The sequence below is a fragment of the Ruegeria sp. BB1 genome, from assembly GCF_056539465.1.
In genome coordinates this window covers 192773-213125 of the sequence record NZ_JBQFVB010000004.1, presented here as the reverse complement: position 1 = coordinate 213125, position 20353 = coordinate 192773, and the positions used below count along the sequence as shown (strand labels likewise).

Genomic DNA, 20353 nt, shown 5'->3' with positions numbered 1-20353 from the left:
GACTGGCAATACGGGATGGTGCAATCTGGCCCTATCTCCGACAGGCCATTCAAGGTGATCTGAGCCATCGAAAACATCTGCCGGTTCGGGATAGCCCCTGCAATCCGTGCAACGAGCTTTATTGAAAGGACATGTCATGGACGGCACGTTCAACGAAAACGATCTTTCCCGCGTAGTCGAAGCCGACCGCGCCCACATCTGGCATCACCTGATCCAGCATAAACCCTTTGAAACCAATGACCCACGCATCATTGTCGAAGGCAAGGGCATGCGCGTTTGGGATCAAAAGGGCAAAGAGCATCTGGACGCCGTGTCCGGTGGAGTTTGGACCGTCAACGTTGGCTATGGCCGCGAATCAATCTGTAAGGCGGTCTACGAACAGCTGATGAAGCTGTGCTATTTCGCCAATACCGCAGGTTCGATCCCCGGTTCGATTTTTGCCGAAATGCTGATCGACAAAATGCCGGGCATGAGCCGGGTGTACTACACCAACTCGGGCTCTGAGGCGAACGAGAAGGCCTTCAAGATGGTCCGTCAGATCGCGCATAAGCGCTATGGCGGTAAAAAGACCAAAATCCTGTACCGCGACCGTGACTATCACGGCTCGACCCTGGCGACCATGTCGGCAGGCGGTCAGGACGAGCGCAACGCCCAGTACGGCCCCTTCGCGCCCGATTTCGTGCGCGTGCCCCACTGCATGGAGTACCGCAAGCACGAGCTGGACGGCGCGCCCGAAGAAAACTTTGGCGTCTGGGCCGCAGATCAGATCGAAGAGGTCATCCTGCGCGAAGGTCCCGACACCGTTGGCGCCCTGTGCCTTGAGCCGGTAACCGCAGGCGGCGGCGTGATCGAAGCGCCCGAAGGCTATTGGCAGCGCGTGCAGGAAATCTGCAAGAAGTACGACGTGCTGCTGCACATCGACGAAGTGGTCTGCGGCGTTGGCCGGACCGGCACTTGGTTCGGCTATCAGCAATACGGCATCAAGCCGGACTTCGTGACCATGGCCAAAGGCGTTGCCTCGGGCTATGCGGCGATTGCCTGCATGGTCACCACCGAGGAAGTCTTTGACATGTTCAAGGACGATGCCGCTGATCCGATGAGCTATTTCCGCGACATCTCGACCTTTGGTGGCTGCACCGCCGGCCCGGCAGCTGCGGTTGAAAACATGCGCATCATTCAGGACGAAAACCTGCTGGGCAACTGCGCCGACATGGGTGACCGTATGATGGGCAACCTGCAGGCGCTGATGGAAAAGCACAAGGTCATCGGCGATGTGCGTGGCAAGGGCCTGTTCCTGGGTGCCGAGCTGGTCGCAGACCGTTCAACCAAAGAGCCGATGGACGAGAAAAAGGTTCAGGCCGTTGTGGCTGATTGTATGGCGCAAGGCGTCATCATCGGTGCCACCAACCGCTCGATCCCCAGCCGCAACAACACGCTGTGCTTCTCGCCCGCGCTGATCGCAACGGCAGATGACATCGACCAGATCACCGACGCCGTCGACGGCGCGCTTGGTCGTGTGTTCGGCTAAGTCGCTGCACAAAGCTTATGAAAACCGGCGCTTTCGGCGCCGGTTTTTTTGTTTCTAAACCATGGTTTGCCAATTTCCAGAACTCGGGTAGCCTGATGGCACCCTTTGCAGGAGATCGCCCCATGACACTCAACCTTTTCCGCAGCATTGCCGCCGCCCTTGTGCTAGCCCTTGCAGCCCCCGCCAGTGCCGAAGACGGCAGCGGCTTCCCTCAGATCGTCGGTACATGGCATGGCACCTATCTGGTGGCCTTCGCCAAATCGAACCCCAACCACGAGAAGGGCCTGCTGCAGACCGAGATGGAGTTGGAAGTCACCAAATTGGACGGCAACCTGATCACCGCCACCAACCGCTGGCGGCGCATTGGTGACAAGGAATGGATCGTCGAGGAAGCAATGGGCACCTTCAGCCTGGATGACCCCACCCGGTTCGTATTGGCTGAGGCCGGGATATCGGGGGATGACGTCTCGGCTGGGATTTTCAACGGTGTCTATCTGGATGACGTGATCATGGTCACCTATGCGGGACCGGGAACCGGCGTGGCCTTTGCAGCGCAGTTGGTGAAGAAGGACAGCAACAATTAGGTGATGCTTATTTGCGATTGCCCCGCATATCGCCATGTAGCACCAAATATCTGGGTCCATCGTTGAACGCCCTGGGCCTTCTGGGGCTCAAAACCCAAATTGCGTGCCATACGAGACAAAGCGGCCACTTGCGCGATACCCAACAGCCTCGACTCTTTCATTGCAGCATTTGCCAAATTGACGGCTTTTAGACTAGCCTCCGTTGTATTTTGACAAATGGTTAATCGAGATGGCTATGAAAAGAACGTCGTTGTTAATTGCTTTTGCTTATCTATTTTGTGCTTCGTGCCTCAGCGCGGAAATAAGTTGGAAGTATGGGGCGGTTTCTCACAATAAACTTCCTCCGCCACAGATTTCGAAGTCCCTTGTGCGTTTGGATGTTCCCCATATCCGTCAGGGGCACAATCTTTGTGTGCCGACTTCTGCCGCTATGGTTATGAGTTACTTTGGCAACGCCGCTGACCCAAGAGAACTCAAAGCTTTAGCTGAGGGTTACAAGCCAGAAAGTCGAAGAAATGCGGACTTTACCTATTGGCGTGACATGAACCATGCGCTTCAAAGGCTCGGGTATAATTGGAAAATACGCGATTATCCCAAAACTAACTCGGGTTTTGCGTCTGGGCTTAAGCAGATTAAACGAAACTTGGAGAAGGGATTGCCAGTATTGATAGATGTTCATCAAGACGCGGGTCATACCTTTGTTTTGATAGGCTTTGACGACGCGAAACAGGTCGTCTTTGTTCGAGACCCCAATCTTCCGGGAAACCAATCTCGCATTATAAGCTACGCTTCGTTGCGCGAAAACTGGCACAATCACCGATTTGGACATTCACGCAGCGCATTTTTTGCCTATCCAAAGAAATAGCGCGGAGAACTTCAAAGCAGCGCGTTTTGTGTTCCAATTAAGTATCGCACTTGTGCGGGCTTGCAAAAAAGGCCGCCCCAAAGGGACGGCCTTTCATTCACTGTCTCTTTTCAGAGGATCAGGCAGTCAGAGCGGCCTGAGCTTTGGCGACGATCGCGCCGAACGCTTCCGGTTCGTGCACGGCCAGGTCGGCCAGAACTTTGCGGTCCACTTCGATACCGGCCAGGTTCAGGCCGTTGATGAAGCGGGAATATGTCAGTGCTTCGTCATGCGAACGGACAGCAGCGTTGATACGCTGGATCCACAGCGCGCGGAAGTTGCGCTTGCGGTTCTTACGGTCGCGGGTTGCGTACTGGTTGGCCTTGTCGACGGCCTGACGGGCAACCTTGAAGGTGCTCTTGCGGCGGCCATAGTAACCTTTGGCTGCCTTAATGACCTTCTTGTGACGGGCGTGAGTTACGGTTCCACCTTTAACGCGGGACATCTCTTAATCTCCTCTTAGCGGTCGTAGGGCATGTAGCCCTTGACGATCTTGGCGTCGGGGGCGGACAGGGTGGTGTTGCCACGGGCATCGCGGATGAATTTCTTGGTCCGCTTAATCATGCCGTGCCGTTTGCCGGCCTGGCCAGCAAGGACCTTACCGGTCGCAGTCACCTTAAAGCGCTTCTTGGCGCTCGACTTTGTCTTCATCTTAGGCATTTCCGTCTCCTTTCGGGGTTCGGTACTTGACGCGACTCGGCATGCCACATTGGCCGGTCACGCGATCAGAAGCGCCGTTTACGCAAGTTCTTCCATACTGGCAAGGGGGTTTTGACCAGAATCTGCGCTTTTCGCAGGGTGGTCAGGCACCGGGGCAGCGTTGGCTGCCCCGGTGGATTGATTTAGTGCTCGAATTTGCGGATTTCGCCGCTTTTCAGGCGGGCTGCATAGCTGGCCAGCTCTTCGCGCACTACTTTCATCAGGAAGTAGAGCGCAAAGACGTTCACAACCGCCATTGCAAAGATCGCCGCATCCGAGAAGTCGATGACCGGACCAAGGTTGGCCGCCGCGCCGATGACAACGAAGATGCAGAAGATGACCTTGAACACCAGCTCTTTGGTGTGTCCTTCGCCGAACAGATAAGTCCAGGCCTTGAGACCATAATAGGACCAACTGATCATGGTCGAGAAGGCAAACAGAACCACCGCGATCGCAAGAACATAGGGGAACCAGCTGAACGCACTGCCAAACGCCGCAGACGTCAGGCTGACACCCGAATTACCATCAACGGTGGCAATAGCCGAACCATCTTCGGTCAGCATGTAAAGGCCGGTTTCCGGGTCGATGATCAGCTGCTGAGTGATGATGATCACCAGTGCAGTCATTGTACAGATCACGACCGTATCGATGAACGGCTCAAGCAGCGACACGAAGCCCTCGGTGATCGGCTCTTTGGTCCGCACGGCCGAGTGGGCAATCGCCGCAGAACCAACGCCCGCCTCGTTCGAGAACGCCGCACGGCGGAAGCCCTGGATCAGCGCCCCAACCATACCGCCTGCGATGCCGAGGCCAGTGAAGGCACCCGCAAAGATCTGGCCGAAGGCCCAGCCGATCTGGTCTGCGTGCATGATGATGATCACTAGTGCTGCCGCCACGTACATAACACCCATGAACGGCACGACCTTTTCGGTGACGCGCGCGATGGATTTCAGGCCGCCCACGATCACTGCAAACACGATACCGGCAAAGACCAGGCCTGTAATCCAGCCCGGATAATCCCCGACAATGCCTGCAATCTGTTGGTGCGCCTGATTGGCCTGGAACATGTTGCCCCCGCCCAGCGCTCCAAGAATACAGAAGATCGAAAACAGAACAGCCAGTATCTTACCGCCCGGCAAGCCCAGCTCACTGAACCCTTTGGACATGTAATACATCGGGCCACCGGAAACGGTGCCGTCGTCGTATTCGTTGCGGTATTTCACGCCCAGCGTACACTCAGTGAATTTCGACGCCATGCCCAGCAGGCCCGCGACGATCATCCAGAACGTGGCGCCCGGCCCGCCGATCCCGACGGCCACCGCCACACCAGCGATGTTGCCCAAACCGACCGTTCCTGAAAGCGCCGTGGCCAACGCCTGAAAATGGCTGACCTCACCCGCATCGTTGGGATCGGAATAGTCGCCTTTCACAAGGCTGATCGCGTGACTAAAGAACCGCAGCTGCACAAAGGCAAAATACAGCGTGAACACTGTGGCCGCGACGACCAGCCAACCCACGATCCAAGGGAAGCTAGTGCCCGGAAACGGGGCAAAGATAAAGCTAACGAACGGCCCGGTGAAATCAGCAAAGGCTTGGTTGATCTTGTCGTCCAGACCCGGCGCCTCTTGGGCCAAAGCGGGGCTGGCGAACAGGGCAGCCGCTGTGGCAAAGCCCAGTTTTTTAAGCATATTCATTCTCGTCCCTCCGCTCAGTTCACAACGGTGACCGGTACATCGGCATGCATGACCAGATTCTGGGTCGAGCTGCCAAAGAGCCGTTTCTTGAACCCATCGGCCGAGGCGCGTCCGACGACGATCTGGGTACCACCGTTTTCGACTGTGATCGCGTTCAGCGTTTCAGCCACGTCACCATGGCGTACAATGCCATGGGCCGTAAAACCGTCTGCGTTCAAAGCTTCCACCGCAGGGGTGACGATCCGTGTCGAGGCCAATTCGACCTCTTCCTCGCGCCGCTTATGGCGCAGAGCATTTTCTTCAGGTGTTTGAAAAGTAAATGGGGACCATTCGATCACATAAACCACAAGCAACTCGCATGAACCGATGCGCCCTGCCAAATCCTTGGCAAAAGCGATCGCGCGCTCCCCGGTCTCTGTCCCGTCCAGTCCAATGACAATTTTTGTTGTCATGTCGGTTCTCCAATTTTTTTTCGTTGGGTCGAGGCCCGTGCCCTCGACAAGACAGCCAAACTTGGAACACATTGACGCAGCTGTCTTCAGATAAGTATCAGGAATAATCACTAGGAATTGGGGATTATTTTAGTCTATATTCAGTGAAAAATGTCGTCTTGCGCTAAAATTTCAGGGATTTTTACTGATCGATAGAGAATTGGACAAAATAGACCAACGCATCCTGCAAGAGCTGGAAATCAACGGAAGGTTATCGATCGTCGATCTTGCGGCACGTGTCAACCTGACCAATACCCCCTGTTCCGAGCGGGTCAAGCGCTTGGAAAAAAACGGGTACATCAAAGGCTATTGTGCCATCGTCGATAAAGAGCGAATGGGGCTAGCCTTGGTCACGGTTGTCCAGGTTTCACTGGCCGCGACGGCTGAGCAATCTCTTGGCAGGTTCAATGACGCTGTCCGCAATATTCCAGAAATTGAAAGCTGCTTAATGGTGGCAGGATCGTTTGATTATCTCCTGACAGTCCGCACGCGGGATATCACGCACTTCCGCGATATCCTCGGTGAGAAAATAAATAAGCTGCCTGGAATTCACCAGACAAGCTCATTTACTGTAATGGAGATCGTAAAAAGCCCTGTCGCTTGACAAGTGACCTGTCTGCCATGAGGCAGTATGCACGTTGACGCAAGTTCATCAGCCCGGATCTGTGTTATAAATCAAACGTTCGTCACAGGGCGCAATACGCAGGATATTAGTGGTTCCGGGCACGTTGAATGGCACCCCAGCGGTCACCACGATCTGATCGGTCTCGGTCGCAAACCCACTGGCGCGGGCAGTGCGGGCGGCATTGACAACAGCACCCTTAAAGCGCTCAAGCTCGGGCGTCATCACACAATGGCAGCCCCAGCTCAGGCACAGGCGCCGTGCGGTTCCGGTGGCGGGCGTCATGGCGATGATCGGCACACCGGGACGTTCCCGCGCGGTCAACAGCGCCGTTGTGCCGCTTTGGGTAAAGCAACAAATGGCCTTGATGTCTGTCTTTTCAGCAATCTCACGCGCAGCTGCCACGATCCCGTCAGCAATTGTGGTGCCCTTTGCGGTGCGCGAGGCGGCGATGATCTGGGTGTAGGTCGGATCGGCCTCGACCTCGATAGCGACCTTGTTCATGGTTTGCACGGCCTCTATCGGATACGACCCCGCCGCTGATTCAGCACTGAGCATGATGGCATCAGTGCCTTCATAAATCGCTGTCGCGACGTCCGAAACCTCGGCTCGCGTTGGCATCGGGCTTTCGATCATACTCTCCAACATCTGAGTGGCCACGATCACCGGTTTGGCTGCCGCGCGGCACCGCCTGACCAGACGTTTCTGGATCGGAGGCACCGCAGAGATCGGCAATTCGACCCCCAGGTCGCCGCGGGCCACCATGATCCCGTCCGAGGCATCGAGGATTTCGTCAAATGCCTCAACTGCCGCCGGTTTTTCGATCTTGGACAGGATCGAGGCGCGACCATCAGCCAGTGCGCGGGCCTCAAAGACGTCCTTGGCGCGCTGAACAAAGCTCAACCCCAGCCAGTCAACGCCCAATTTACAGACAAACTCCAGATCATCGCGATCTTTTTCAGACAGCGCGGCCAACGGAAGAACCACATCGGGGACGTTCACACCTTTCCGGTTCGATATCGTGCCTCCGACCTCCACCGTGCAATTGGCGAATTCCTTGCCACAATCCTGAACGATCAGGCGGATTTTGCCGTCATTGACCAACAGCCGCGCGCCCGGTTCAAGTGCGGCGAAAATCTCGGGATGCGGCAGACAAACGCGACCTCTGTCCCCCGGTGTAGCGTCAAGGTCCAGACGGAAGGCTGCGCCCTCTTCCAGTTCTTCGGCGTCATTGGCGAACTCACCCACGCGCAGTTTGGGCCCTTGCAGGTCAGCCAGAATCGCAATCGGGCTTTCCAGATCCTTTTCCACCTGTCGGATGATCCGGTGACGTTCGCGAATCTCATCATGGCTGCCGTGGCTCATGTTCAGACGAAACACATCTGCCCCGGCCTCGTGCAGCGCACGGATGGTGTCATAATCATTAGACGCCGGTCCCAGCGTCGCCACGATTTTTACATTTCTCAGGCGTCGCATTGGTATTTCTCTCCTCACGTCTTCTGTCTGAATCGCACAAATGTTACCGCAAACATTGCATCAGGCTGCTTATTGCGCAATTCCCTTTCCGAAGCAACTGCCCTACACCTGCGGCAAACTAGATGACAGGCTTATGACGTATTCCCCGTTTTTTATCCACGGCGCTGATCGCCCCTCGCGCTGGCTGATCACATGTGACCACGCAACCAACACGGTGCCCCCCGAAATCAACGGCGGAGACCTCGGCCTGCCGCGCGAGGATATGGAGCGTCACATCGCCTATGACGTGGGCGCGTATGAGGTGTCAAAGCTATTGGGAGAGATCCTGAACGCGCCAGTTATTGCTGCCAATTTCTCACGTCTGGTGATTGATCCCAACCGGGGTGAGGATGACCCGACCCTGCTGATGAAGCTGTATGACGGTTCGATCATACCCGGCAACCGCCACGCAGACGCGTCTGAGCGTGAACGGCGTCTGAACATGTGCTACCGCCCCTATCACGAGGCGCTGGAACGTATGGCGGGCCTGCCGCATGCGGTGATCGTGTCGATGCATTCCTTCACCCGCCAACTGCGTGGCCGCGACCCACGCCCATGGCATATCGGAGTGCTGCACACTCCGGATGAACGGTTCTCGCGCCCGTTGATCGACCGTCTTGAGGCCGAAGCAGACCTGTGTGTTGGCGTCAACGAGCCCTATACTGGCGTGCTGCCCGGTGACGCAATTGATCGGCACTGCACAACGCATGGTCGCCCTAACGCCTTGATCGAGCTGCGTAATGATCTGATCGCGGACAATGCCGGACAGCGTGAATGGGCAGAGCGTTTGGCCATAATCCTGCAGGACGCTTTGGGCGAAAGCGGTCTTTGACGTCAGGTCAAATAAGGTCGATTCCGGGTCTCACGTTATTGTGAGGGTATCCCGAGCCCATATATATTAAGGGAAAGGAGACGAACATGACTCAGGAATTCCTGACGACAGTCTTCGGCTGGATGACGGTCCTTAACCTCGCCCTTCTGGTGTTCACTACTCTGATGATTGTTGTTTCACAGGACTGGGCTGCCAAGATACACGGCCGGATGTTCCAGATGGAGCCTGGCGATGCGAAAAGGGCCTATTTCCGGTATCTGGCCAACTACAAGATACTGACCATCGTTTTCTGCCTGATGCCGTGGCTGGCCCTGAAGCTGGCTTAAAACCGAAATCGATCGCTGGGAAGGGCCTGCTGGCCCTTCCTGTTTATTGTAACGACGCCTTCGGATTGTTAGGTCAGGCAAACGACACGCATTGGGAGCCCGACAATGGACAAGCAAACCGAAATCGAACTTCAGGCCGCCGCGTTCCGCCGGTTGCAAAAGCACCTGATGGAAGACCGCACGGACGTTCAGAACATCGACATGATGAATCTGGCCGGGTTCTGCCGCAACTGCCTGTCGCGCTGGTATCAGGAAGCGGCCAATGAAAAGGGCATCGAGATGGGCAAGGACGAAGCCCGTCAGGTTTTCTACGGCATGACCATGGATGAGTGGAAGGCGAACTATCAGACCGACGCCAGCCCTGAAAAACAGGCCGCCTTCAAGGTCGCGTTTGAAGAAAATGTTGGGAAAAAAGACTAATCCCCTAAAACGAAAAAGGCCCGCCAATCCGGCGGGCCTTTTCTTTAGATCGCTGCCTTGCGGCTTTCGTCCAAATAAATCTCACGCAGCCGTTTGGCGATCGGGCCCGGTGTGCCATCCCCCAGCGTTACACCGTCAATTTCAACCACCGGCATGACGAACGCACTTGCCGAGGTGGTGAAGGCTTCGTCCGCCTCTTTCGCTTCGTCGATGGTGAACAGGCGTTCTTCAACTTCCATCTGCGCCTCAGCCGCCATGCGCAGCACGGCTTTACGCGTGATGCCGTGCAGAATGTCCGTCGACAGCGGGCGGGTGACGATCTTGCCGTCTTTCACGTAGTAGGCGTTGTTGCTGGTGCCTTCGGTGACATAGCCGTCTTCGATCAGCCATGCATCGTCGCAGCCCGCTTTCTTGGCCATCATCTTACCCATCGACGGGTACAGCAGCTGAACAGTCTTGATATCGCGGCGACCCCAGCGGATATCCTCGATCGAGATGATCTTGGCGCCCATTTTCGCCGCCGGGCTGTCGGCCAGGCCCGGCTTGTTCTGCGTGAACAGAACCAGACTGGGCATGGTATCTGCCGACGGGAACACAAAATCCCGGTCGCCATCCGATCCACGGCTGACCTGCAGGTACACAAGCCCTTCTTCGATGCCGTTCAGCTCAACCAGCTTGCGGTGAATCTCGAGCAGCTCATCCTTGGTGCAAGGTTCGGCCATCTCCAGCTCGTCCAGAGACCGCTTGAGGCGCACGGCATGGCCTTCAAAATCGATCAGCTTTCCATCCAGAACGCTGGTGACCTCGTAAACGGCGTCGGCGAACAGGAAACCACGGTCAAAAATGGAAACCTTGGCTTCGGTTTCAGGCAGGTATTCGCCATTCACGTAAACGGTGCGGGTCATGTCATATCCTTTTCGTCTCAGGGCTTCGCCCGTTCCTTACTGAAAATGATCCACCGGATCATTTTCCGGGCGTTCGTCACCCCCAGAGCGCCGCCAAAGGCGGATGCACTCCGGCATCATCAAAATTCAGCGGGTTGTCGCGGTCTTCGGCCAACAGAAGCGGGCCGTCAAGGTCTGTTACCATCGCACCCTGCGCCAGCAGTGTCGCGGGCGCCATAGCCAGCGAACTGCCGACCATGCATCCGACCATAACTTTGTAACCCTCGGCCAGCGCCTGTTCACGCAGGGCCAGCGCCTCGGTCAAACCGCCGGTCTTGTCGAGCTTGATGTTTACCACGTCATACTTGCCCTTCATCGCGGGCAGGCTACTGCGGTCATGGCACGATTCATCGGCACACACCGGCACTGGGCGATCCATCCCGATCAGGGCATCATCTTCCCCGGCTGGCAAAGGCTGTTCGACCAGCGCAACTCCCAGCCGCACCAGATGCGGTGCCAGATCGGCATAGACTTCGGCCGACCAGCCCTCATTGGCGTCGACGAGGATCTTGGCGTCAGGGGCGCCTGCGCGTACGGCTTCCAGACGAGGCATGTCGTCTGGCGTGCCCAGCTTGATCTTCAACAGCGGACGATACGCGTTTTCAGCCGCCTGTGCCTGCATCTTTTCCGGCGTGTCCAGCGACAAGGTGTAGGCGGTGATCTCTGGGCCGGGCGCGGGCAGACCGGCCAGTTCCCATGCACGTTTTCCGGCGCGCTTCGCCTCAAGATCCCACAGTGCACAGTCTACCGCATTGCGGGCGGCACCAGCGGGCAACAGATCCATCAACTGCGCTCGATCAAACGTCCGGGGCAAACTGGCAATTTCGGCCTCGACCGACTCCAGCGTCTCATTATACCGAGCGTAGGGCACACATTCGCCCCGCCCCTGATGCGCGCCATCCGATACACGTACAGTCAGCACATTCGCTTCGGTCCTAGACCCGCGCGAGATCGTAAAGACCTGAGCCAACCGGAATACATCACGAGAGACGTCAATCTGCACGCGCCCACTCCTTTATTCATTCAAGATTTCCCCGCCAGAGAGTCCTCTGGCGGGGTCTATTGATCACAACGCGGCCAGCACGTCGACCAGTTTGCCCGGACCAAAGCGGAACGGATCAGTGGCGGGCAGACCCAGATCGGCCTCGACCTTCGCCAGATAGGCGATGGCGTCCTCTTCGCTCATGTGCTGTGTGTTGACCGAGACACCCACGACCTGACAATCAGGGTTTGCAACCTTGGCAAGTGCCAGCGCGGTGTCGCGCAGGTTTTCAAGCGTCGGCAAAGTATAGGTCGGCAGACCGCGCATATGCTCACGGGTGGGTTCGTGGCTCAGGATCAGTGCGTCCGGCTGGCCGCCGTGGATGAGCGCCATAGTCACACCGGAGTAGGACACGTGGAACAGCGATCCCTGCCCTTCGATCAAGTCCCAGTGGTCGTCGTCATTGTCGGGTGTCAGCCATTCGACCGATCCGGCCATGAAGTCAGCGATCACGGCGTCCAGCGGCACACCGTCACCGGTGATCAGAATACCGGTTTGGCCGGTGGCACGGAAGGTGGATTTCATGCCACGTTTGCGCATCTCGGCATCCATTGCCATCGCCGTGTACATCTTGCCAACCGAGCAATCCGTGCCAACTGCCAGACACCGCTTGCCCTTGCGTTTGATGCCGTTTGCAATCGGGTACTCGACCTCGGGGACGCGCACATCATGCAGCTTGCGGCCCGTGGCCTCGGCAACGGCAACCAGATCGGGCTCGTCGCGCAGCAGGTTGTGCAGGCCAGACGCCAGATCAAAGCCTTCCTCCAGCGCCATCACCAGAACCTTTTTCCATTCCTGGCTGATCACGCCGCCACGGTTGGCCACACCGATGACCAGAGTCTTAGCGCCCGCCTCTTTTGCTTCGGTCAGGGTCATGTCCGTCAGGCCCAGATCGGCCTTGCAGCCGTCCATCCGATATTGGCCCACAGCGTTTTCCGGGCGCCAGTCTTTGATGCCAACTGCCACTTTGGCCGCCAATTGGTCGGGCGCATCGCCCAAAAACAGCAGGTACGGTGTCTCGATCATTGCGGTTCACTCCTTTGATTCCGGCGCAGCCTATGGGACGCGCCTGACGAGTGCTTTGCGTTTTCGCCTGACATAGTTGCCATTGGTGGGAAATTTTCGCGCGAGTTCTTCATTTACTGAAATATTCTTTCAAGTTTTCACAGTGATTAAACTTTAATCACCAGTTTGATCGCTTTCCGCGGCAAATGCTGCGAACGCAATGCCGCACTTGCATAAAGACGCTTGCGCATAAGCACGCAATTTAATACCTCAATGAGCAGAAAAATTGTAATTTCATTTCTCGCACGAGGTCCAGATGAGCTTTCGCCTTCAACCCGCCGCCCCCGCCCGCCCCAACCGTTGCCAGCTGTTCGGGCCTGGATCGAACACCAAGCTGTTTCCGAAAATGGCCGCGTCAGCGGCAGACGTGATCAACCTTGATCTTGAGGACTCGGTGGCGCCGTCGGACAAGGACGCGGCCCGCGCCAATGTGATCGAGGCGCTGAACACCGTCGATTGGGGCAACAAGTACATGTCCGTACGCATTAACGGACTGGACACACCCTATTGGTATCGCGACGTTGTGGATCTGCTGGAACAGGCTGGCGACCGTCTGGACCAGATCATGATCCCCAAGGTCGGCTGCGCCGAAGATGTCTATGCCGTGGACGCGCTGGTTACCGCCATCGAACGCGCCAAGGGCCGCACCAAGCCGGTATCCTTCGAAGTGATCATCGAATCTGCCGCAGGCATTGCCCATGTCGAGGAAATCGCGGCCTCGTCACCACGAATGCAGGCGATGAGTCTGGGTGCAGCGGATTTCGCGGCATCGATGGGCATGCAGACCACCGGCATCGGTGGAACGCAGGAAAACTATTACATGCTGCGCGAAGGCGAAAAGCACTGGTCCGATCCTTGGCATTGGGCACAAGCGGCCATCGTCGCCGCTTGCCGAACCCATGGCGTGCTGCCGGTGGACGGGCCATTTGGTGACTTCTCGGATGATGAGGGATACATCGCACAGGCCAAACGCTCAGCCACGCTGGGTATGGTCGGCAAATGGGCGATCCATCCCAAGCAGATCGCACTGGCCAACGAGGTCTTTACCCCCTCGGACGAGGCTGTTTCGGAAGCGCGCGAAATCCTGGCGGCAATGGAACAGGCCAAGGCCAATGGCGAAGGCGCGACCGTCTACAAAGGGCGTCTGGTCGATATCGCCTCGATCAAACAGGCCGAAGTGATTGTGGCGCAGGCGGAACTGATCGCCGCTGGCTAATGGCCAAAAAAAGGCGCCCTGCGGGGCGCCTTCTTGTTACCGCCCGAAGATGTCGTTGGGCACCCAGGTGAGCTTTTCGCCTTGTTTGCCCGACTTCATCATCAGGCAAGAGGATCCCAATTTTTGGAAATAGATGATCTTCAACGGATACCAGCCCGCCTGGGGCACTTCAACTTCGGTACGTTGATTGGCTTCACAGCCTTGAATACCGGTTACGCGGCCAATCTGTTGACCACCAACCGAAGCCTCAATCCCGTCATTTGACCACGTTTCCAACTCGTAAATCCCCGGCGAGTCGAACCGCATATACCCAGTAACTTCGGCAGCAACGTTGTAAGCGCCGTCGAATGTCATGACGTCCTCACCCTTGCTGGTGTCCCTGTAATCCAACCCCCGCAACGGTGTTCCGGGTTGCGCTTGTGACAGCAGGCTTTTCGCCTGGCTCAGATCTCGGATCTTCTTGTGTTGATTGCCTGTACCATAGTATTTCACATTCAACCCGGCCTGCGGGCTGGGTTGTGGGCTTGCAGGTTGCAGCTTAAGCGGCGCTGACGCTACCGCTCCGGCAATCAATGCCATAGCTGCGGCAAGCGCACCGGCTTTGATAAGTTTCATGATCGTCTCCCTGTGACGGCATAAGAGGGGTTTGCCCCCATTTTGGTTTTCCCATTGCTGTGACACTAGGATGTGAGGATTTTCCCCGCAAGACAGTTAAAATTCACAATTTCCCTGTCAGGCGCGCAAATCCTTGGGTGAATCCATCACCACGTAGGAGGTGATCGACGTCACATGCGGCAGGGTTCCCAGCACCTCTGTGTGAAAGGTTTTGTACTCGGCAAGATCAGCGCATTCCACACGCAGCAAGTATTCGATGGTGCCGGTGATATTGTGGCATTCGATCACTTCGGGCGCATGCTGCACGGCCCGTTCAAAACCTTCCTGCGCGGCTTTGGTATGCTCTCCCAATCCAACGCCGATGTAACCCACGAACCCTACGCCCAGTTCTTTCGGGCTTAATACCGCGCGGTAGCCGGTGATCACGCCAGCGCGCTCAAGTTCTTGCACGCGACGCAAGCAGGCCGAGGGCGACAGGCCAACGCGGTCCGCCAATTCCAGGTTGCTGATACGGCCGTCACCTGTCAGCGCGCGCAATATTTGTTGATTTATGTGATCAATCTTCGCCATTAATTGTGTAATTACCCCAAACACGCACAAAAACGCAATTTCATTTGCTGTTTTGTCAGTGATTATCCCCGCCATGACCTATGACATCCTTCTGGCCCTGATCGCCTTTGCTTTTGTCTCGTCCATCACACCTGGGCCGAACAACCTGATGCTGATGGCCTCGGGGGCTAATTTCGGGTTTCGCCGAACCATCCCGCATATGTTAGGGATCGGGTTGGGGTTTACTGTCATGGTCCTGCTGGTCGGTGCCGGTTTGGTGCAGGTATTTGACCGATACCCGGTCAGCTACACGGTGCTGAAACTCGCCTCGGTCGTCTATCTACTGTATCTGGCGTGGAAGATCGCGCATGCGGCCCCGGCCAATGGCAAGATGGCCGAGGGTGATCCAATGACCTTTCTGCAAGCCGCCGCTTTTCAATGGGTCAACCCAAAGGCCTGGGCCATGGCCCTGACGGCCACCACGGCCTACACGCCAGATCACACGCTGCAAGCCATCGTCATCGTGGCGCTGATATTCGGAGCGGTGAACCTGCCGTCGGTCAGCACCTGGACGGTGCTGGGGCAGCAGATGGCGCGGATTTTGACAAACCCGCGCCGGTTGGTGGTTTTCAACTGGACCATGGCGATGCTGCTGGTCGCCTCGCTCTACCCGGTCCTGTGGCCAAACTGACCTATTTCAGCGGTAGGCAAATTTCGGTCAGCAGCTCTTCGGGTGCGGTGTTGCGCGGATCGTTCAGGTAGATCTCGTAGCATGGCTGGTCCGCGGGTTCCTCGCCTGACTCGGGCAGCCAGTTTCCGAACAGCGTGTGATACGCCGCGTGCAAACCGGAGTATGGGCCCTTGTAGGTCAGAATAGCTGTTTTGCCGCCTGGAATCTGCACGTCTTCCATACCCTCTGGTGTGTCACCACCTTTGAATTCGGCGCCTGCATAGCTGCGCAGTTGGCCTTGTGACACATCATCAGGGCTGTCCAGATAAACACCGATGACCGGACCAAGCTGAGGCCACAGATTGCGGGATTCACATAGGGCACCAAATGCCTCAAACTTATTGCCGATCTCTGCGTAATCCCCTTTATGAGCCAAGGCGATAACGCGGCGAGCGGGTTCAGTACGGGTTGTAACGGGATGCATTGGATATTCTCCGATTCTCAATTTTCGATTGAGCACCAGCCAACGCCCGGATTTTCTAAAGGCTGCCGGACTGGCGCTGTAGGCCTGTGAAAAGGCACGCACAAAAGAATTCAGATTGGGATAACCCACCGCCGACGCGATCTCTGCCACGGACCGGTCTGATTGCACCAGCCAACACGCGGCACGGTGCAACCGGATCCGGCGGACAGCTTGCGCACAGGTTTCGCCGGTAATCGCGCGAAACACACGATGCCAGTGAAACCGGGACATCGCAGCCACATCAGACAAGGCATCCAACGACAGATCCCCGGAGGGGTGATCGTGGATGTAAGTCAAGACGCGCAGAATGCGATCTTCGTAGCTGTTTGCCATCGGCAACCTTCCTTCTCTTTGCTTATCCGTGGTCGCATATTCCGCATCCACAAATCTTGCTGAGTTGCATCCCGCGCAACCTCAGGTCATATAGCAAAGAACTTCCGCGTTGAGAGGCGTCATGACCCAGTATCTGGATTTCGAAAAACCGCTGGCCGAGATTGAAGGCAAGGCCGAGGAATTGCGTGCGCTGGCCCGCGCCAACGAAGAGATGGACGTGGCCGAAGAAGCCGCCGCACTAGACGCCAAGGCCGCAAAGCTTCTGGAAGAGCTTTATGGCGATCTGACCCCCTGGCGGAAATGCCAAGTGGCGCGCCATCCTGACCGCCCGCATTGCAAGGATTATGTCGAAGCGCTGTTTACCGAATTCACGCCGCTGGCAGGCGATCGCAACTTTGCCGACGATCTGGCAGTTATCGGTGGTCTGGCCCGATTCAACGATCAGCCGGTGATGGTGATTGGTCATGAAAAGGGTTCGGACACCAAATCGCGGATCGAACGGAATTTCGGCATGGCCCGTCCCGAAGGGTATCGCAAGGCCGTGCGCCTGATGGAAATGGCCGGTCGCTTTGGCCTGCCCGTGATCACTCTGATCGACACGGCAGGCGCCTATCCCGGCAAAGGGGCCGAGGAACGCGGTCAGTCCGAGGCCATTGCCCGGTCGACCGAGATGTGCCTGAAGATCGGCGTGCCACTGGTGTCGGTGATCATCGGCGAAGGCGGGTCCGGCGGGGCTGTGGCCTTTGCGACGGCGAACCGCGTCGCGATGCTGGAACATTCGGTCTATTCGGTGATCTCGCCGGAAGGCTGCGCCTCGATCCTGTGGAAAGATGCCGAAAAGATGCGGGAGGCCGCCGAGGCGCTCCGCCTGACCGCGCAAGACCTGCACAAGCTGGGCGTCTGCGACCTTATCATCCAGGAACCCAAAGGCGGTGCCCATCGCGACCGTCCTGCCACCGTCGAATCCGTTCGGGATGCCATCACCCTGATGCTGAAAGAACTGGACGGCAAAGACGCGGCGGCCCTGATTCAAGACCGCCGGCAGAAATTCCTCGATATCGGCTCGAAAGGGCTGGCGGCGTAAACCGTCAGCCCCCCAAGCTGCGCAGCAACGCAACCGAGGGTTCCCCGGTGACCGGCATGCCACTGGCGCGTTGATAGGCGCTGATGGCGGATTTGGTGTTGTTGCCGATCACCCCGTCCGCGCCCTGAGTATCATAGCCGGCCGATGTCAGTCGGCGCTGGAGCTCCTTGCGATCTTCCAGCGTCAAACCCGTTGCGTCTGGCCCGAATGAGGCCTGAAACGGCGCACCGCCTGCAATCCGGTCAGACAAATGTCCGACGCCAATCGCGTAGCTGTCCGAATTGTTATAGCGCTTGATGACCTGAAAATTGCGGAATACCGCGATACGTGGCCCCGGCTTTTGCGGCTGCAGAACTGCAACGGGCGAACCAGACACCGTCCCGGCCTCACCACCCCAGGGCTGTCCACGCACCCAACCCGCGCGTGCCAGATAGGCTGCGGTCGAGGCCAGCGAATCCGTCGGGTCCTCGGACCAGATATCGCGCCGCCCATCGCCGGTGAAATCCACCGCATAGGCCAGATAGGATGTGGGAATGAACTGCGTGTGCCCCATTGCCCCGGCCCAGCTGCCGGTCATGTTGGCCGGGCTTGTGTCGCCCTCTTGAATGATCTTCAAAGCCGCGATCAGTTGCTTCTCAAAAAACGCGCCGCGCCGCCCGTCATAGGCCAGCGTTGACACAGCAGACACCACCGGCACATCCCCGCGCCGCGCGCCATAGCGGCTTTCCAAGCCCCAGACGGCAACGATCACTTCTTTATCGACGCCGTATTTGGCCTCAATCTGCGACAAGGTTCCGGCGTGGCGCACCAGCATCTGTTTGCCAGTCGCGATCCGCTCATCTGAGGCCGCAATGGCCAGATAATCCTCGAGCGAGCGCTTGAATTCGACCTGATTGCGGTCCCGCTCGATCACATCGGGCAGGTACCCCGCCCCCTGAAAAGCCAGGTTTAGGGTTGTCTGCGATATCCCCTGCGACGCCGCGCGGCCCTTGAAACCGGCAACCCACGCATCCCACCCGGCGTTGGGCACAGGCCGCATCCGGGATGCCGGGGTGCTGGTTGGGGTGCCTGTGGAACAGGCCGACAACAGGGCTGACCCGAGCCCCAAAGAAAATATCCGTCGATTGATCATAACTGAAAACTGCTCTTGTTGTGATTTGGTCCAGACTAGCCCAGACCCAATCCCCAAACCAGAACGACGACGTCAATCAGATGCAAAATTCGGGCTTCGGCAACAAGCCGCTCAGCTGACCAGCAACCTCAGTCCCTGAGTCACGTCCGAGCGGACGGCCAAACGCAATCCAGGCTCGTCACCGGCCTGCAATGCGGCGATGATCAGTTTGTGGTTATGCGGCGGGTCGGTCCGCCGCAGTCGACCGTACAGCGCACGCATGGTGGGACCAAGTTGCAGCCAGACGGTTTCCGCAATCGCGAGCATCGCCGGGGCCTGCGCCCGCAGATACAGAGTGCGGTGAAATTCTAGGTTTGAGCGAATATAGCCAACGGCATCACGTTTGGTGACCATCTCGGCCACGTTCATGTTGATGCTTTGCAGCCGGTCAATCAGCGCCATATGTGCGCGCGGCAGGGCGCGACTGGCAAGTTCGACCTCAAGCAGCGCACGAAGCGCAGCCAACTCTTCGATCCGGTCATTGGTCAGCTCAGGCGTCGAAACCCGGCCCGATGTGGATAGAAACAGCGCTCCCTCGGCTGCCAAGCGGCGCACGGCCTCGCGCGCGGGGGTCATCGAGACGCCAAATTCCTTACCGATCCCGCGTAGGGTCAGCGCCTGCCCCGGTGCCATTTCACCGTGCATAATGCGTGCGCGAAGAACACGATAGACCCGATCATGGGTGGCAGTATGGGATTCAGTGGGACGCGCTGACAACATATCCCCATGTGATCACAAATGAGCCCAGGGTCAACTCGCGGACGCATCAAATCTGTATTGATGCAGTTGCGCCCCGTTGTCGCGCAGCCAACGCCGCTGATCGCGGTAATCGCCGAAAATCCGCTCGACCTGCGCCCAAAAATCAGCCGAATGGTTCATCTCTACCAGATGCGCCACTTCATGCGCGGCGACATAATGCAGGATCTCAGGCGGCGCTAGGATCAACCGCCAGGAAAACATCAGACCGCCAGCGGAACTGCACGACCCCCAACGCGACCGCGTATCGCGCATGGTCAGGCTGGAATAGGACCGTCCCAGCATCGCCGCGTAATCATCGCAGGCGCCGGTCAGGCGATCACGCGCCAATTCCTTGAGAAATCGCGCCAGACGCCGTGCCTCGGCACCCTCGGGTACTGCAACCTCATCGCCCTGTAACAGAACGCGCCGCCCGCTGGCAGGCACGATTCGCCGCTCTGTGCCTTCGATCGGGATGGTTTGCCCGAACTGAACCACCGCAGGGTCAGGACGGTCCAGCAGGTGCTGACGTATCCACTCTTCTTTGGTGCGCGCAAAACTCAAGGCTTCGGCTTCTGGCACGCCTTGTGGATAGGTCAGCGTAACCCGGCCATCCAATTGGGAAATCCGCAAACTGATCCGCCGCGCTCGCGCCGATTTGCGCAACGTCAGTGGCACCGGTGGCGTCCCGGGCAGTGCGTGATCTCCCATATACCTGTTTCTCCTGCGCAAAGGCTTTGACAGTGCCCGCTGCATGTGGCACGTGACCTGAATCGTTGATACGACTCACC

The 20353-nt window shown here is 57.5% G+C and carries 24 protein-coding genes; 10 read left to right on the top strand and 14 right to left on the bottom strand.

The annotated features are described in order from the left end of the window. Window positions 1-136 precede the first annotated feature (136 nt). From ACR0AL_RS11965 to ACR0AL_RS11955, 3 genes are all read left to right on the top strand, one after another. The gene (locus ACR0AL_RS11965; protein ID WP_170350299.1) at window positions 137-1528 is read left to right on the top strand and encodes an aminotransferase family protein; all 1392 of its coding nucleotides are present in this window, start codon (window positions 137-139) and stop codon (window positions 1526-1528) included. A 122-nt stretch (window positions 1529-1650) separates the two neighbouring features. Further along, window positions 1651-2112 carry a hypothetical protein gene (locus ACR0AL_RS11960; RefSeq protein WP_480663172.1) on the top strand — a complete coding sequence of 154 codons (462 nt, stop codon included), beginning with the start codon at window positions 1651-1653 and terminating at the stop codon, window positions 2110-2112. A 235-nt stretch (window positions 2113-2347) separates the two neighbouring features. Continuing rightward, window positions 2348-2977: a C39 family peptidase gene (locus ACR0AL_RS11955; RefSeq protein WP_480637639.1), complete on the top strand. Its 630-nt coding sequence runs from the start codon at window positions 2348-2350 to the stop codon at window positions 2975-2977. 118 nt (window positions 2978-3095) lie between these two features. Here the strand turns inward: ACR0AL_RS11955 and rplT are convergent, their stop codons facing one another. From rplT to ACR0AL_RS11935, 4 genes are all read right to left on the bottom strand, one after another. After that, on the bottom strand, window positions 3096-3461 hold the full coding sequence (gene rplT, locus ACR0AL_RS11950) for a 50S ribosomal protein L20 (RefSeq protein ID WP_152457001.1): 366 nt from the start codon (window positions 3459-3461) through the stop codon (window positions 3096-3098). Between the two features lie 14 nt (window positions 3462-3475). After that, complete coding sequence (rpmI, locus tag ACR0AL_RS11945) at window positions 3476-3676, bottom strand: 50S ribosomal protein L35 (RefSeq protein WP_010443552.1); 201 nt, start codon at window positions 3674-3676, stop codon at window positions 3476-3478. A 182-nt stretch (window positions 3677-3858) separates the two neighbouring features. Further along, on the bottom strand, window positions 3859-5409 hold the full coding sequence (locus tag ACR0AL_RS11940) for an alanine/glycine:cation symporter family protein (RefSeq protein WP_170350296.1): 1551 nt from the start codon (window positions 5407-5409) through the stop codon (window positions 3859-3861). 14 nt (window positions 5410-5423) lie between these two features. Then, on the bottom strand, window positions 5424-5861 hold the full coding sequence (locus ACR0AL_RS11935; protein WP_170350295.1) for a universal stress protein: 438 nt from the start codon (window positions 5859-5861) through the stop codon (window positions 5424-5426). A 199-nt stretch (window positions 5862-6060) separates the two neighbouring features. Between ACR0AL_RS11935 and ACR0AL_RS11930 the strand changes: the two genes are divergently transcribed. After that, window positions 6061-6504, top strand: coding sequence for an Lrp/AsnC family transcriptional regulator (locus tag ACR0AL_RS11930; RefSeq protein ID WP_174818870.1), 444 nt, complete (start codon window positions 6061-6063; stop codon window positions 6502-6504). A 48-nt stretch (window positions 6505-6552) separates the two neighbouring features. Here the strand turns inward: ACR0AL_RS11930 and pyk are convergent, their stop codons facing one another. Next, on the bottom strand, window positions 6553-7998 hold the full coding sequence (gene pyk / locus ACR0AL_RS11925; RefSeq protein WP_480663170.1) for a pyruvate kinase: 1446 nt from the start codon (window positions 7996-7998) through the stop codon (window positions 6553-6555). Window positions 7999-8131: 133 nt separating this feature from the next. On the opposite strand from pyk, the gene ACR0AL_RS11920 reads away from it, so the two are divergent. From ACR0AL_RS11920 to ACR0AL_RS11910, 3 genes are all read left to right on the top strand, one after another. Next, window positions 8132-8869, top strand: coding sequence for an N-formylglutamate amidohydrolase (locus ACR0AL_RS11920; RefSeq protein ID WP_480663168.1), 738 nt, complete (start codon window positions 8132-8134; stop codon window positions 8867-8869). A gap of 86 nt (window positions 8870-8955) precedes the next feature. Next, a complete protein-coding gene (locus tag ACR0AL_RS11915; RefSeq protein WP_170359919.1) occupies window positions 8956-9195 on the top strand; it encodes a DUF6868 family protein in 240 nt (79 codons plus the stop codon). A gap of 105 nt (window positions 9196-9300) precedes the next feature. Then, the gene (locus ACR0AL_RS11910) at window positions 9301-9615 is read left to right on the top strand and encodes a DUF1244 domain-containing protein (RefSeq protein WP_480663166.1); all 315 of its coding nucleotides are present in this window, start codon (window positions 9301-9303) and stop codon (window positions 9613-9615) included. A 44-nt stretch (window positions 9616-9659) separates the two neighbouring features. On the opposite strand, the gene ACR0AL_RS11905 is transcribed toward ACR0AL_RS11910, so the two are convergent. The 3 genes from ACR0AL_RS11905 to dgcN form a co-directional block, all read right to left on the bottom strand. Beyond that, window positions 9660-10520 (bottom strand): D-amino-acid transaminase, encoded by an 861-nt coding sequence (locus ACR0AL_RS11905; RefSeq protein WP_480663163.1) that lies wholly within the window; start codon window positions 10518-10520, stop codon window positions 9660-9662. A 76-nt stretch (window positions 10521-10596) separates the two neighbouring features. Next, entirely contained in the window at window positions 10597-11562 is a 966-nt protein-coding gene (gene dgcA, locus ACR0AL_RS11900; RefSeq protein ID WP_480663161.1) for an N-acetyl-D-Glu racemase DgcA, read from the bottom strand. Between the two features lie 63 nt (window positions 11563-11625). After that, window positions 11626-12627 carry an N-acetyltransferase DgcN gene (gene dgcN, locus ACR0AL_RS11895; protein WP_480663159.1) on the bottom strand — a complete coding sequence of 334 codons (1002 nt, stop codon included), beginning with the start codon at window positions 12625-12627 and terminating at the stop codon, window positions 11626-11628. 295 nt (window positions 12628-12922) lie between these two features. Here dgcN and ACR0AL_RS11890 point away from each other — a divergent pair, with 295 nt between their 5' ends. Then, window positions 12923-13882 (top strand): L-malyl-CoA/beta-methylmalyl-CoA lyase, encoded by a 960-nt coding sequence (locus tag ACR0AL_RS11890; protein WP_170359907.1) that lies wholly within the window; start codon window positions 12923-12925, stop codon window positions 13880-13882. A gap of 36 nt (window positions 13883-13918) precedes the next feature. Here the strand turns inward: ACR0AL_RS11890 and ACR0AL_RS11885 are convergent, their stop codons facing one another. After that, window positions 13919-14497 (bottom strand): PA14 domain-containing protein, encoded by a 579-nt coding sequence (locus ACR0AL_RS11885; RefSeq protein WP_170350286.1) that lies wholly within the window; start codon window positions 14495-14497, stop codon window positions 13919-13921. Between the two features lie 117 nt (window positions 14498-14614). Continuing rightward, the gene (locus ACR0AL_RS11880) at window positions 14615-15067 is read right to left on the bottom strand and encodes an Lrp/AsnC family transcriptional regulator (protein ID WP_170350285.1); all 453 of its coding nucleotides are present in this window, start codon (window positions 15065-15067) and stop codon (window positions 14615-14617) included. Between the two features lie 73 nt (window positions 15068-15140). Between ACR0AL_RS11880 and ACR0AL_RS11875 the strand changes: the two genes are divergently transcribed. Then, entirely contained in the window at window positions 15141-15737 is a 597-nt protein-coding gene (locus tag ACR0AL_RS11875; RefSeq protein WP_480663157.1) for a LysE family translocator, read from the top strand. Between the two features lies 1 nt (window position 15738). Here the strand turns inward: ACR0AL_RS11875 and ACR0AL_RS11870 are convergent, their stop codons facing one another. Beyond that, window positions 15739-16572, bottom strand: a complete 834-nt coding sequence (locus tag ACR0AL_RS11870) for an AraC family transcriptional regulator (RefSeq protein ID WP_480663155.1) — start codon at window positions 16570-16572, stop codon at window positions 15739-15741. 121 nt (window positions 16573-16693) lie between these two features. Between ACR0AL_RS11870 and ACR0AL_RS11865 the strand changes: the two genes are divergently transcribed. Continuing rightward, window positions 16694-17656: an acetyl-CoA carboxylase carboxyltransferase subunit alpha gene (locus ACR0AL_RS11865; RefSeq protein WP_170350282.1), complete on the top strand. Its 963-nt coding sequence runs from the start codon at window positions 16694-16696 to the stop codon at window positions 17654-17656. A gap of 4 nt (window positions 17657-17660) precedes the next feature. Here ACR0AL_RS11865 and ACR0AL_RS11860 read toward each other — a convergent pair whose 3' ends face one another. From ACR0AL_RS11860 to ACR0AL_RS11850, 3 genes are all read right to left on the bottom strand, one after another. Continuing rightward, entirely contained in the window at window positions 17661-18788 is a 1128-nt protein-coding gene (locus ACR0AL_RS11860) for a lytic murein transglycosylase (protein ID WP_170398516.1), read from the bottom strand. 111 nt (window positions 18789-18899) lie between these two features. After that, window positions 18900-19547 carry a GntR family transcriptional regulator gene (locus ACR0AL_RS11855; protein WP_170350280.1) on the bottom strand — a complete coding sequence of 216 codons (648 nt, stop codon included), beginning with the start codon at window positions 19545-19547 and terminating at the stop codon, window positions 18900-18902. Between the two features lie 30 nt (window positions 19548-19577). Further along, on the bottom strand, window positions 19578-20273 hold the full coding sequence (locus ACR0AL_RS11850) for a M48 family metallopeptidase (protein WP_226688892.1): 696 nt from the start codon (window positions 20271-20273) through the stop codon (window positions 19578-19580). Window positions 20274-20353: the final 80 nt, after the last annotated feature.

Excerpts from the sequence above, each read along its gene's own strand:
- ACR0AL_RS11870 (WP_480663155.1), bottom strand. The coding sequence starts at position 16,572 with ATGGCAAACAGCTACGAAGATCGCATTCTGCGCGTCTTGACTTACATC.
- ACR0AL_RS11935 (WP_170350295.1), bottom strand. The coding sequence starts at position 5,861 with ATGACAACAAAAATTGTCATTGGACTGGACGGGACAGAGACCGGGGAG.
- ACR0AL_RS11865 (WP_170350282.1), top strand. The coding sequence starts at position 16,694 with ATGACCCAGTATCTGGATTTCGAAAAACCGCTGGCCGAGATTGAAGGC.
- ACR0AL_RS11955 (WP_480637639.1), top strand. The coding sequence starts at position 2,348 with ATGAAAAGAACGTCGTTGTTAATTGCTTTTGCTTATCTATTTTGTGCT.
- ACR0AL_RS11960 (WP_480663172.1), top strand. The coding sequence starts at position 1,651 with ATGACACTCAACCTTTTCCGCAGCATTGCCGCCGCCCTTGTGCTAGCC.
- ACR0AL_RS11910 (WP_480663166.1), top strand. The coding sequence starts at position 9,301 with ATGGACAAGCAAACCGAAATCGAACTTCAGGCCGCCGCGTTCCGCCGG.
- ACR0AL_RS11965 (WP_170350299.1), top strand. The coding sequence starts at position 137 with ATGGACGGCACGTTCAACGAAAACGATCTTTCCCGCGTAGTCGAAGCC.
- ACR0AL_RS11915 (WP_170359919.1), top strand. The coding sequence starts at position 8,956 with ATGACTCAGGAATTCCTGACGACAGTCTTCGGCTGGATGACGGTCCTT.
- ACR0AL_RS11880 (WP_170350285.1), bottom strand. The coding sequence starts at position 15,067 with ATGGCGAAGATTGATCACATAAATCAACAAATATTGCGCGCGCTGACA.
- ACR0AL_RS11885 (WP_170350286.1), bottom strand. The coding sequence starts at position 14,497 with ATGAAACTTATCAAAGCCGGTGCGCTTGCCGCAGCTATGGCATTGATT.
- pyk (WP_480663170.1), bottom strand. The coding sequence starts at position 7,998 with ATGCGACGCCTGAGAAATGTAAAAATCGTGGCGACGCTGGGACCGGCG.
- ACR0AL_RS11860 (WP_170398516.1), bottom strand. The coding sequence starts at position 18,788 with ATGATCAATCGACGGATATTTTCTTTGGGGCTCGGGTCAGCCCTGTTG.
- ACR0AL_RS11875 (WP_480663157.1), top strand. The coding sequence starts at position 15,141 with ATGACCTATGACATCCTTCTGGCCCTGATCGCCTTTGCTTTTGTCTCG.
- ACR0AL_RS11850 (WP_226688892.1), bottom strand. The coding sequence starts at position 20,273 with ATGGGAGATCACGCACTGCCCGGGACGCCACCGGTGCCACTGACGTTG.
- ACR0AL_RS11890 (WP_170359907.1), top strand. The coding sequence starts at position 12,923 with ATGAGCTTTCGCCTTCAACCCGCCGCCCCCGCCCGCCCCAACCGTTGC.
- rpmI (WP_010443552.1), bottom strand. The coding sequence starts at position 3,676 with ATGCCTAAGATGAAGACAAAGTCGAGCGCCAAGAAGCGCTTTAAGGTG.
- ACR0AL_RS11905 (WP_480663163.1), bottom strand. The coding sequence starts at position 10,520 with ATGACCCGCACCGTTTACGTGAATGGCGAATACCTGCCTGAAACCGAA.
- rplT (WP_152457001.1), bottom strand. The coding sequence starts at position 3,461 with ATGTCCCGCGTTAAAGGTGGAACCGTAACTCACGCCCGTCACAAGAAG.
- ACR0AL_RS11920 (WP_480663168.1), top strand. The coding sequence starts at position 8,132 with ATGACGTATTCCCCGTTTTTTATCCACGGCGCTGATCGCCCCTCGCGC.
- ACR0AL_RS11940 (WP_170350296.1), bottom strand. The coding sequence starts at position 5,409 with ATGAATATGCTTAAAAAACTGGGCTTTGCCACAGCGGCTGCCCTGTTC.
- dgcN (WP_480663159.1), bottom strand. The coding sequence starts at position 12,627 with ATGATCGAGACACCGTACCTGCTGTTTTTGGGCGATGCGCCCGACCAA.
- ACR0AL_RS11855 (WP_170350280.1), bottom strand. The coding sequence starts at position 19,547 with ATGTTGTCAGCGCGTCCCACTGAATCCCATACTGCCACCCATGATCGG.